Origin of the sequence: Bartonella melophagi K-2C, from assembly GCF_000278255.1 — a bacterium.
Taxonomy (GTDB): Bacteria; Pseudomonadota; Alphaproteobacteria; order Rhizobiales; family Rhizobiaceae; genus Bartonella; species Bartonella melophagi.
In genome coordinates, this window is sequence record NZ_JH725082.1 from 173,377 (window position 1) to 185,660 (window position 12,284).

The window sequence follows — 12,284 nt, forward strand, 5'->3', positions numbered from 1 at the left end:
TTCAATGGCCTCAGGCTGTTTTACTGATAATGTCAGCATATCCATTTTGTTCTAGATAAAGCGCTAGTGTTTTATCTCCACTTTTAATAATACGGCCTTGATAAAGGACATGTACTGTATCTGGAACAATATAATCGAGCAAACGCTGATAGTGAGTAATGACCAAAAATGAACGTTCTAAATTGCGGAGTTTATTAACGCCATTGGCAACAATTTTTAATGCATCAATGTCTAAACCAGAATCTGTTTCATCTAGAATACAAAGAGTGGGTTCAAGAAAAGCCATTTGAAGAATTTCAGCTCGTTTTTTTTCTCCACCAGAAAAGCCAACATTCAATGGGCGTTTAAGCATGGCCATATCTATTTCAAGTTTAGAAGCAATTTCTTTTATACGTTTAATAAATTCAGGAATTTTAAGCTCTTCATTACCACGGGCTTTACGCTGAGAGTTTATTGCAACTTTTAAAAATTCCATTGTTGCAACACCAGGTATTTCCATTGGATATTGAAATGCTAAAAAAATACCATACACTGCACGTTCTGCTGGATCCATTTCTAAAATAGATTGTCCATTATAAAGAATATCGCCTTCTGTCACTTCATAATCATTATGACCAGCAAGTACATATGATAAAGTAGATTTTCCTGCTCCATTTTGTCCCATAATGGCTGCAACTTCACCGTTTTGAACAGTTAAATTTAAACCGCGAATAATTTCTGTATTGGTTCCAACAATACGGGCATGCAAATTTTTTATTTCTAACATAATTTAATCCTGGTCTTGCTGTTTTGTAATCTAACTTTCATCAAATTTACCAAATACACGAGAATTAGCCTACACAACCTTCAAGGCTGATAGCGATGAGCTTTTGCGCTTCAACAGCAAATTCCATAGGAAGTTTTTGAATGACTTCTTTTACAAAACCATTAACAATTAATGCGATAGCTTCTTCTTCAGGAATTCCCCTCTGCATCACATAAAAAAGCTGATCATCAGAGATTTTTGATGTTGTTGCTTCATGTTCAAAGTGAGCCGTTGCATTTTTTGCTTCAATATAAGGAACTGTATGAGCACCGCAATTGTTCCCAATTAATAAACTATCGCATTGAGTAAAATTACGTGCATTTTGCGCTTTTCTATGTGCTGTGACTTGCCCTCGGTAAGTATTATTTGAAAAACCGGCAGAAATACCTTTAGAAACAATACGACTTGATGTGTTTTGACCCAGATGGATCATTTTAGTACCAGAATCGATTTGTTGATGACCATTTGCAACAGCAATAGAATAAAATTCTCCACGTGAATTGTCACCACGTAACAAACAAGACGGATACTTCCAAGTAATTGCGGAACCAGTTTCAACTTGTGTCCATGAAATTTTGGAATTGTCTCCCCGACAATCTCCACGTTTAGTTACAAAATTATAAATACCCCCCTTCCCTTCTTTATCACCAGGGTACCAATTTTGTACTGTAGAATATTTAATTTCTGCATTTTTAAATGCAACAAGTTCAACAACAGCAGCGTGAAGCTGATTTTCATCACGTTGAGGTGCTGTACATCCTTCAAGATATGAAACATAAGAATCTTCATCTGCAATAATCAATGTTCGTTCAAATTGGCCTGTATTGCGTTCATTAATCCTAAAATAGGTTGAAAGCTCCATAGGGCAACGAACTCCTTTAGGGATATAAACGAATGAACCATCTGTAAAGACAGCAGAATTTAAAGCAGCATAATAATTATCACCAGCTGGTACAACTGTTCCTAGATATTCTTTAATAAAGGCAGGATGTTCAATAATTGCTTCTGAAATAGAACAAAAAATGACACCGGCACGTGCTAATTCTTTTTTAAATGTCGTCACAATAGAAACAGAGTCAAAGACTGCATCAACAGCCACTTGTCCTGATCCATAAATATTATCATTAAGAGGAGAATGATCAGCTTGTTTTCTTACTCCTGCCAAGATTTCCTGTTCTTTAAGAGGAATACCAAGTTTTTCATACGTTGCTAATAATTCAGGATCAACTTCATCTAAAGATTTTGGTCCCGTATGATTTTTAGGAGCAGCATAATAATAAAATTCTTGAAAATTAATTTTTGGATATTCAACACGCGCCCACTGAGGCTCTTCCATTGTAGTCCAACGATGAAAAGTTTGTAAACGCCAAGCTAGCATCCATTCAGGTTCATTTTTTTTTGCAGAAATGAATCGGATAATATCTTCATTTAAGCCTTTTGGTGCTTTATCCGTTTTAATATTGGTTTTAAAGCCATATTTATATTGATCAACGTCTATCTCACGTACCTGGCGTATCGTCTCTTGTACTGCCGGCATCAGTTTTCTCCATTCTTGCCGGTGTTAAGGACCGGTGATTAAAGATCTTTTTTTACAAGACCAAAGCGAGTACTTCAGTCTTTAAATTATATGCAAAAGAGGAAAATTTCAATCAAGCTTTAAAATTAGCTTGAATTTTTTTTAATGACAAATTTTATTTTTTACTATTATTTATTATTTGAGAAAAGACCAATAAAAAATCATCAATATCTTCAGAAGTTGTGCAGCGCCCTGTTGAAACACGGATTGCACCGTTTGGAATGTGATACCCCATTGCTTCTAAGATTTTACTTTGTTTTACTTTTCCTGAAGAACAAGCAGAACCTGCCGATACAGCAAATCCTGCCAAATCAAAACTAATTTGCATTATTTCGGCTTTTATATTTTGTACAGAAAAATAAGTGGTATTGGGCAAACGCTGGACGTTTTTACCAAAAATTTCAACGTTATTGCTGATTTGTTGGAGGCCATTTTCTAATTTATCGCGTAAATAAAGTAAGTTTTCTATCTCTTCTTGTGTGAAAAGATCACTCATCGCGGCTCCAAAAGAAGCAATAAGTGGTAACGCTTCTGTTCCACCACGCAATCCTTTTTCTTGTCCACCAGCAATAATAAGAGGTTGCGGCATGAGAAGATTCCCGCATGAAACAAAAGCCCCAATCCCTTTAGGTCCGCCAATTTTATGGGCTGATAATATAAAGAAATCACCGCCGAATTGATTGATTTCAATAGGATTTTTATCTACATATTGTACCAAATCAACAATAAGAATACCTCCAGCATCTCGGACAATAGCAGCTATCTCTTTCATTTTTTGAACAACACCAGTTTCAGCATTAGCTGCTTGGATAGCAACAAGGGGTAAGCCTTTTGTATTATCGTGAGAAGCCAGTAAGAGTTTTAGATTATCCTGTTGGATTAAACCATTGTGATCAACTGCGACTGTACTGATCAATTCTTTAGAAAAACGCCCCCCTTGTGCAATAGATGGATGCTCACTTGCACCAATATAAAGGTGGGAAAATTGAACTTTAGAATAGCCCATGTTATAAAAAGGGGTCAATAATGTCATTGCTGCTTCACTTGCGCCAGATGTGAATACAACGTGATTTGGGTTTGCATTAAGTCTACTGGCAATTTGCCGGCGTGCTTTTTGCAATAAAGCTCTAGCAGCACGGCCTTCTGCATGAACAGATGATGGGTTACCAAATGTTTCTAAAGATTCGAATAATGCTATTTTTGCTTTTTTTGTAAGCGGTGTTGTTGCATTATGATCAAAATATCGGCGTTTTACAGCCATTTTAAATCCCAACCAGTAATTTTATCAATTGATTTTAAGAAAAATAATGCAATTTTCTTGAAAAATGCATCTAAAACAGAATATCTAACGATTAATAAAGTAAAATCATATAAATAAATTTTATATGAAAGTTAATCAAGGTTAATAAGAGCCTCTTTATAACTTAAGGAGCAGTGAATGCCAGAAATCATTTTTAACGGTCCTGCAGGCCGTCTTGAAGGACGTTATCAGCCTTCACAACAAAAAAATGCACCAATTGCAATTATTCTGCATCCTCATCCTCAGTTTGGTGGAACAATGAATAATAAAATCGTTTATGATTTATTTTATATGTTTCAGCAGCGTGGATTTATTACTTTACGTTTTAATTTTCGTGGTATTGGTCGCAGTCAAGGCGAATTTGATTATGGAACGGGAGAGCTTTCAGATGCTGCTGCTGCACTTGATTGGGTGCAAACACAACATCCTGATTCTAAAAATTGTTGGGTAGCAGGATATTCGTTTGGTGCGTGGATTGGTATGCAACTTTTAATGCGTCGACCAGAAATTGAGAGCTTTATATCTGTTGCTCCTCAACCTAATATTTACGATTTTTCATTTCTTGCCCCTTGCCCTTCTTCAGGCCTTATAATTCATGGGGATATCGATAAGGTTGCTCCCCCAAAAGATGTTCAAGCTCTTGTAGATAAATTAAAGACGCAAAAAAGCATTACTATTACACAAGAAACACTAGAAGGCGCTAACCACTTTTTTAGTGGATGTCATAAAGAACTTATTGAACGATGTTCACAATATTTGGACAATCATCTTGCAGGCGAGTTGTCAGATTGTCCACGTGAAATATTAGCGCTTTCTTGAAAGTATTAAAAGAAAAAAATCATACTAGTGGCTAAGCGGCGTTTCGTAAGAAATATTTTGAATTTGTAGTGTACTTTTTTATAAATAGAAAGCTATGTTGTGCAATTAATGATATGAACAGAAAATAGTTAGGCAAAATACATTAATGTCATTTTTTGAAGTTTCTTTCATGTATTCTTTATTGGCTTAACATTTTTAGTTTCTTTGTAAATTATGTACGTACCATGTGTATAAAATAGTAATAAGCTTTCAGCTATAAAAACGGATAGTAATATTTATTAGGGAAAAAATCCATGTTTGCCTTTAAATCTGAATTTTTACATATTATGAGCGAACGTGGTTTTATCCATCAAATTTCAGATGAAAAAGGCTTAGATGATCTTTTTTCAAAAGAGATTGTAACTGCTTATATTGGATTTGATCCCACTGCTTTAAGCCTTCATGCTGGAAGTCTTCTTCAAATTATGATGCTTCATTGGCTACAAAAGACAGGTCATCGTCCTATTGTTTTAATGGGGGGTGGAACAGGTGTAATCGGTGATCCCTCTTTTAAAGATGAAACGCGGCGTCTTTTAATACAAGATGATATTGCTAAAAACATCGTTAGTATTGAAAAAGTTTTTGCTAATTATTTAACATTTGGTGACGGAAAAACTGATGCACGCATTGTCAATAATGCTGAATGGTTGTGCGATTTAAAATATCTAGAATTTTTGCGTGATATAGGAAAACATTTTTCAGTCAACCGTATGTTATCATTTGATTCTGTTAAACTCAGACTTGAACGTGAGAATTTTTTATCATTCCTTGAATTTAACTATATGATTTTGCAGGCTTATGATTTTGTTGAACTTAATAAGCGCTATGGATTACGTGTGCAAATGGGTGGTTCAGATCAATGGGGTAATATCATCAACGGCATTGAATTGGGACATCGCTTGGGAGTGCCGCAGTTATATGCATTAACCTCACCACTGCTTACAACTTCCTCTGGTACAAAGATGGGTAAATCATTGAATGGTGCAATATGGCTTAATTCAGATATGCTTTCACCTTATCAATTTTGGCAATATTGGCGTAACACGGAAGATGCTGATGTTATACGATTTTTAAAATTGTATACGACGTTGCCAATGAATGAAATTGCCAGACTTTCCACGTTACAAGGCACTGAAATTAATGAAGCAAAAAAGATTCTTGCAACAGAAATTACAACCATGTTACATGGGAAAGTTCTTGCTAATGCAGCTGTAGAAACTGCACGTAAGACTTTTGAAGAAAAAACACTTGCAGATAATCTCCCAACTATTGAAGTTAACGCTACAGAATTAAAAATAGGTACTGGATTGCTTTCTCTTTTAGTACAAGCAGGATTAGCCAAGTCCAATAGTGAAGCACGCCGATATGTTCAAGGTGGTGGTGTACGTGTGAATGATAAAGTTGTTGAAGATGAAACGCACCTTATTGTGGAAGATGATGTCAGTGAAATAGGAGTAATTAAGCTCTCCTTTGGTAAGAAGAAGCATGTCTTGGTTAAGCCGTTATAAGCTTATCTCTATTCTTAATCTCTTTTTGTAATTTCTTTATTTTATTAAATCATAACAGTTTTAACTTCTTATAGTGATCAGGTTCTCATAATTCATTTTTATTATTTCAATTATGACATAATAATACTATTGTATATAATTGAAGCGTTACTGTGTTATGTAGTCTAAAAATTTGATACTTGTATAAAAAAGAAAGAAAGTGCAATGACAAAACCAACGAAAGGTGATATCGCCCCTAATTTTGATTTGCCACGTGATGGTGGAGGGCAATTACGTCTTTCTGATTTTCGAGGAAAGCCAGTTGTTTTATATTTTTATCCAAAAGATGATACGAGCGGATGTACAAGTGAAGCGATTGATTTTACGCGATTAAAAATAGAGTTTGATAAAATAGGAGTTATCATTATTGGTATATCTCCAGATAATGTTAGCAAACATGATAAATTTAAAGCAAAACATGAACTTGATATCATCCTTGTTTCAGATGAGGAAAAGATTACACTTGAAGCTTATGGTGTTTGGGTTGAAAAAAACATGTATGGGCGTAAATATATGGGGGTTGAGCGGAGCACCTTTCTCATTGATGCAACAGGAAAAATAGCAGAAGAATGGCGCAAAGTTAATGTATCTGGACATGTCGAAAATGTTTTAACCGCTGCGCGTGCATTATCTAATTAATGGTTGCGAATTCAGTTAACATTCTTGATAAGAATCCAATGTTTATTATTTTGAATTTAATTCAGTTTTATCGATTAGTGATTTGATATATAAATTAAAATTAATAGATCGAGTAATAATACTAGTGAAGATTTTAATATGATAGATTGGTATCATCACTCAATCTTCAATTACGGGGTCTTGTTTGTAAACACGTTGGGCAAGCGCTGCTTCTATAAACGCGTCTAAATTACCATTAAGGACAGTTTGTGGATCAGTATTTTCAACACCTGTACGTAAATCTTTAACAAGCTGATAGGGTTGAAGAACATAAGATCTAATTTGATGCCCCCACCCAATTTCCGTTTTAGAAGCCTCAATAGCATTGGTTTCTGCTTCACGCTTTTTAAGCTCTTCTTCATGAAGGCGTGCGCGCAACATGGACCAAGCTGTTGCTCTGTTTTTATGCTGAGAACGCTCTACTTGGCATTGAACAACAATACCCGTTTTTATATGGGTAATACGAACCGCAGAATCTGTTGTATTAACATGTTGTCCTCCAGCTCCTGATGCACGGTAGGTATCAATACGGATATCTGATTCTGAAATATCAATTTCAATATTATCGTCAACAACGGAGTAAACCCAAACACTTGCAAAAGAAGTATGACGCCTTGCATTCGAATCAAAAGGTGAAATACGCACTAAGCGATGAACACCTGATTCTGTTTTTAGCATACCATAAGCATTATGCCCTTTTATGAGAATCGTAGCTGATTTTATACCAGCTTCTTCTCCGTCATGAATTTCTAATACCTCAACTTTCATTTTATGCTGTTCAGCCCAGCGGACGTACATGCGTAAAAGCATAGAAGCCCAATCTTGGCTCTCTGTCCCCCCTGCCCCAGCATGAATCTCTAAATAAGTATCGTTTGAATCTGCTTCTCCTGAAAGAAGCAAATCAATTTGCCGTTTATCTATCTCGCTTTTAAGTTTACGTATTGTATTTTCTGCATCAGTGATAATTTCTTCATCACTTTCTTCTTCACCCATTGCAATTAATTGAATACATTCTTCAAGTATTTGCGTAAATAATCGAATACCATTTATTGAATCTTCAAGACATTGACGCTCACGCATCATATCTTGCGCTTGTTGTGTATCACTCCAAAGTGACGGATCTTCAGCTTTTTGGTTGAGATATTCAAGACGTTTTAATGACTGATCCCAGTCAAAGATGCCTCCTTAGCAATTTAATAGCCTGCTGTATTTCATCAACCAATATTTCTATTTCTGCTCGCACAATTTAACCCCTTAAGTTTTAATTTTTTCGTTACAAATTCTTTTATTTTATATCAATTATAGCAATAAGAATGGATATTATGCTCTCATAAACTTATTTGATTATGGTACAGCATAGAAATAATTGAACATTATTCATAGTTGTCTACCATATCAAAAAATTACTTTTTAATTAATATAATCCACCAGAACCATTCTGAAGGGCTTTATTAACCTGTGGAGAAGTGGTTACTGTTGGAATACCTTCTTGGAAGGAATTAGTTTCACCAATGACCTGATATACATCAGCAGGACCAGTTCCTGGTTTGAATGCTTCCAAAATAACATCATTATCGTCAGCTGTAGCGAGCATACCGGTTTTACGGTTAATTTTCATTAAAATCATACCCTTTGGTATCTTGAATGGTACATTTGGTTTGTCTTTCAGAGCGGCTTGTATAAACTCTCCAAAAATAGGCGCTCCTAATGAACTTCCCGTTCCAGTGCGTCCTAATGAAGCTGGTTGATCATAGCCAATAAAAACACCAACCACAAGATCAGGTGTAAATCCTATAAACCAAGCATCTTTTGATTCGTTAGTCGTACCTGTTTTGCCTGCAATATGCCGGTTAAGATAACGCAAACGTGCAGCGGTTCCACGCTGAACAACTCCTTCCATCATTGATGTAATCTGATAAGCTGTCATAGGATCAAGAACTTGCTCTCGCTCATCAATTAATGTTGGTTCGCTTTGATTATTCCATGATTGAACATTACAATTTTCACAAAGACGATCATCATGATGGTAAATAGTTCTTCCATAACGATCTTGAATTCGATCTATAAAAGAAGGCTTAATCGAATGCCCTCCATTTGCAATAACTGAATAAGCTGTTACCATCCGTAAAACTGTTGTTTCACTAGCTCCTAAAGCCATGGAAAGATAAGATGGTAATTTATCGGTAACTCCAAAACGTTCTGCATATTCAGCAACCAATGGCATTCCCATGTGGTGAGCAAGCCGTACAGTCATAAGGTTACGAGAATGTTCAATACCGTAACGCAATGTTGAAGGTCCTGCAAAAGTACCACCGTAGTTTTTGGGTTGCCAAATTTGACCATTACCTTGAAGAATTTCAACAGGACCATCCAAAACTACTGATGCTGGTGTATATCCATTATCCAGTGCTGCTGCATAAACAAAAGGCTTAAATGCAGAACCAGATTGGCGATAAGCTTGTGTTGCGCGATTAAATTCGGATTCAGAGAAGGAAAAACCACCAACCATTGCAAGAATGCGTCCTGTATGAGGTTCCATAGCAATAATGGCCCCCTCAATCTTTGGTATTTGTTGCAAACGATAGACATTGTCTGTATTTGATATTTTTTCAACAAAAATAACATCACCAACATGTAGAACATCTGATAAATTTTGAGCAGTTGTTCGACGGTTATTTTCACCAATAACATTCAATGCCCATTTCGATTGCTCTATAGATAATACAGCAATTGCTCGTTCTTTTGATAATAAACCTGAATTCTTACGCTGTGGTTGCAAACCTATCTCTATTTTATCAGTGCTAGAAGACAGAACAACTGCTAAATTCCATTCAGGCACGTCACTTAGTCCAGTGATATCTGCAAGTGCTATACCCCAATCATCTGTAGCATCGATATGTTTATAAGCTCCACGCCACCCTCGTGAATGGTCAAATTTAATTAAACCATCTTGCAAAGCACGCCGCGCAATAAGTTGTAAATGCGGATCAAGTGTTGTGCGAACTGAAAGACCACCTTCATAAAGTGTTGTAGCACCGTAGTGATGCATTAAATAACGACGTACTTCTTCAGTAAAATAGTCAGCAGCAAAAACATAACTATCGCTACCACGTACTTTTACTCCCAAGGGTTTTTCTTTAGCCTGTTTACCTTGCTCTGGTGTTACATATCTATTTGCCACCATTCGATCTATAACCCAATTACGTCGCTCAATAGCGCGTTGTGTATTTTTAAATGGGTCATAATTTCCTGGTCCCTTAGGAAGAGCTGCCAGATAAGCGCATTCTTCTAAAGTAAGTTCGTGGACAGATTTATTAAAGTAAGTCAATGAAGCTGCTGCGACACCATAAGTACCACGTCCCAGATAAATTTCATTAAGATAAAGTTCAAGAATATGATCTTTAGAGTAAGTCTTCTCAATACGTATAGCAAGAATAGCTTCTTTTAACTTACGTTCAAGCGTTGCTTCTGAATTTAAAAGGAAATTTTTAGCAACTTGTTGTGTAATGGTTGATGCTCCTTCTGGACGTCGTCCAGAACCGATATTAATGATATTGTTAATTAAAGCCCTAGAAAGACCTTCAGGATCTAAACCAAAATGGTTATAAAAATTTTTATCTTCAGCTGAAATAAAAGCTTCTTTAAGAAGATTTGGAATTGATTCGATTGGTAAATAGAGGCGATGTTTTGTCGCAAATTCTGCCATAAGACGACCATCGGCTGCATGAACACGCGTCATCACAGGTGGTTCATACAATGAGAGGACCTCATAATCAGGAAGTTCATCAGCTTGGCTGCTCGTCATTGCTGACCATACCATAACTCCACAAAATCCAAGAGCTGTGAGGGAACTAAGCAGATATCTAAAAAAAATCATCATTGAAACGAATATCGCTTTCTTTAAAATTGATCAAAGGAAACATATTTTAATTTTATCATTAATAGGTGTTATTAAATTGAAACAAATGCAAGATTAATCTCTATTATTTTGTTGTCAAAATTTAATATCAATACTCTATTTTTTCAAATATTTAAGGAAATTGCATAATTTCCTTCCGATATTGGGCAAATTGACGAATAGAACGGGCAAGAGAAACAACTAGTTGATTGCGCCATTGGGAATTATTTAATAATTTCTCATCTTCTTTATTAGATAAATAGCCTATTTCTATCAACACAGAAGGTACATCTGGAGCTTTTAAAACTTGAAAATCAGCGTATCTATGAGGATTTTTAATTAGATTAATATTATTATTTGACAAATTAAAAATAATAAGATCAGCAAAATTAAGCGAAAGTATATGAGTTTCGCGTCTAGCCAGATCAATCAAAATATCTGTAACTTCATGCGATTCTTCTGCAGGCAATCCATCAAGAAGATCTGCATTATTTTCAACTTCAGCTAAAGTTTTTGCAATTGCATCAGATGCTTTATCAGACAAGGTGTAGATCGTAGCGCCACGAAGAGAAGGAATATTAATACTATCTGCATGGATAGATATAAAAAGATCGGCATTAAAATTTTGCGCTTTTTTAATTCTTTCACTTAACCTTAGAAACACATCGCAATCGCGTGTTAAAGTCACATTAATATCAGAGTCTTTTTCTAACTCGTCTTGTAATGCACGTGCAAAAGCTAATGTTATATTTTTTTCTAAAATTCCAGTAATGCCTTGTGCACCACTGTCAATTCCACCATGACCAGGATCAAGCACAACATGAAAATGATGCTTTGGATTGGATTGTTTTTTTATATTTTGGTCGACTTTTTGTTGTTTTGTCGAAATTTCATTCAATTTTTTCTGTGTATTTTGGGTGATATCAATCAGTACCTGCCATAAACCCTTCTCTAATTTTTGCACTGTACTGTTTTCAATAATAAAAGAAGTTTTGCTTGTCAGAGTGATGTATGAGGTTTGTGTATCGGAAAAACTGTAATGTACATCGGATAGCATACTTGATAGTATATTTTGTTTATTTGAAGACATATTTTGTGTTGAAAAATCAACTGGAGGTAGCTTGATAACCAAACGTGAGGGGTTGTTAGAAATTTCTAAATGAAAATTTGGTTCAGCATTAAAAACTGCAATGATACGTGTAGATGTATTATCACCAATCGTCCGCAGGTTAATAAGTTTTAACGCATCCGCGCCTTGAATATATGTTTGAAATATCAAAAAAAAGGATAAACAGCATATAAAATACCAAATAATATTCCAATAGACTGCTTTTAATATTCTGACGGAGAATCGTTTAATCATTTAAGCAAAACACTTTTTCTGTATTAATAAATTGGTTTTATTGTGTAAAATTACACTGTAAATATAGGTTGTATTATTTCAATAATCGATCTTAGCCTTCTTTCATAAATGTTGAATCTTTTAACCACAACTATCAAAAAAAAATCAAACTAAGAGGATGGACGCACTATAATGGTGCGTATTTATACTTGTTACTTGCCAAAAGCATGATATCAACATAAAAGAATATTTATGCTCTTTAAGCGATATAACCATCTAT

9 protein-coding genes are annotated in these 12,284 nt (G+C 35.3%); 3 read left to right on the plus strand and 6 right to left on the minus strand.

The genetic code is table 11. From position 1 onward, the window contains the following. Positions 1-10 precede the first annotated feature (10 nt). From sufC to ME3_RS03620, 3 genes are all read right to left on the minus strand, one after another. On the minus strand, positions 11-766 hold the full coding sequence (sufC, locus tag ME3_RS03610) for a Fe-S cluster assembly ATPase SufC (protein WP_007477210.1): 756 nt from the start codon (positions 764-766) through the stop codon (positions 11-13). A gap of 64 nt (positions 767-830) precedes the next feature. After that, entirely contained in the window at positions 831-2,342 is a 1,512-nt protein-coding gene (gene sufB / locus ME3_RS03615) for a Fe-S cluster assembly protein SufB (protein WP_007477212.1), read from the minus strand. Positions 2,343-2,496: 154 nt separating this feature from the next. Then, entirely contained in the window at positions 2,497-3,642 is a 1,146-nt protein-coding gene (locus ME3_RS03620; protein ID WP_007477214.1) for a cysteine desulfurase family protein, read from the minus strand. A 177-nt stretch (positions 3,643-3,819) separates the two neighbouring features. Between ME3_RS03620 and ME3_RS03625 the strand changes: the two genes are divergently transcribed. The 3 genes from ME3_RS03625 to ME3_RS03635 all read left to right on the plus strand — a co-directional run bounded on the left by ME3_RS03625 (position 3,820) and on the right by ME3_RS03635 (position 6,725). Next, positions 3,820-4,500, plus strand: a complete 681-nt coding sequence (locus tag ME3_RS03625; RefSeq protein WP_007477216.1) for an alpha/beta hydrolase — start codon at positions 3,820-3,822, stop codon at positions 4,498-4,500. A gap of 293 nt (positions 4,501-4,793) precedes the next feature. Continuing rightward, entirely contained in the window at positions 4,794-6,047 is a 1,254-nt protein-coding gene (gene tyrS, locus ME3_RS03630) for a tyrosine--tRNA ligase (protein WP_007477218.1), read from the plus strand. Positions 6,048-6,251: 204 nt separating this feature from the next. Beyond that, positions 6,252-6,725 (plus strand): peroxiredoxin, encoded by a 474-nt coding sequence (locus ME3_RS03635; protein WP_007477220.1) that lies wholly within the window; start codon positions 6,252-6,254, stop codon positions 6,723-6,725. Positions 6,726-6,884: 159 nt separating this feature from the next. Here the strand turns inward: ME3_RS03635 and prfB are convergent. From prfB to ME3_RS03650, 3 genes are all read right to left on the minus strand, one after another. Next, positions 6,885-8,007 (minus strand): peptide chain release factor 2 gene (gene prfB, locus ME3_RS03640; RefSeq protein ID WP_156785855.1). Its coding sequence is split into 2 segments (ribosomal slippage): positions 6,885-7,937 and positions 7,939-8,007, totalling 1,122 coding nucleotides; the frame shifts between segments, so codons are not numbered across the junction. Between the two features lie 171 nt (positions 8,008-8,178). Continuing rightward, positions 8,179-10,644, minus strand: coding sequence for a penicillin-binding protein 1A (locus tag ME3_RS03645; protein ID WP_007477226.1), 2,466 nt, complete (start codon positions 10,642-10,644; stop codon positions 8,179-8,181). A 151-nt stretch (positions 10,645-10,795) separates the two neighbouring features. Continuing rightward, positions 10,796-12,025 carry an N-acetylmuramoyl-L-alanine amidase family protein gene (locus tag ME3_RS03650; RefSeq protein ID WP_007477229.1) on the minus strand — a complete coding sequence of 410 codons (1,230 nt, stop codon included), beginning with the start codon at positions 12,023-12,025 and terminating at the stop codon, positions 10,796-10,798. Positions 12,026-12,284 lie beyond the last annotated feature (259 nt).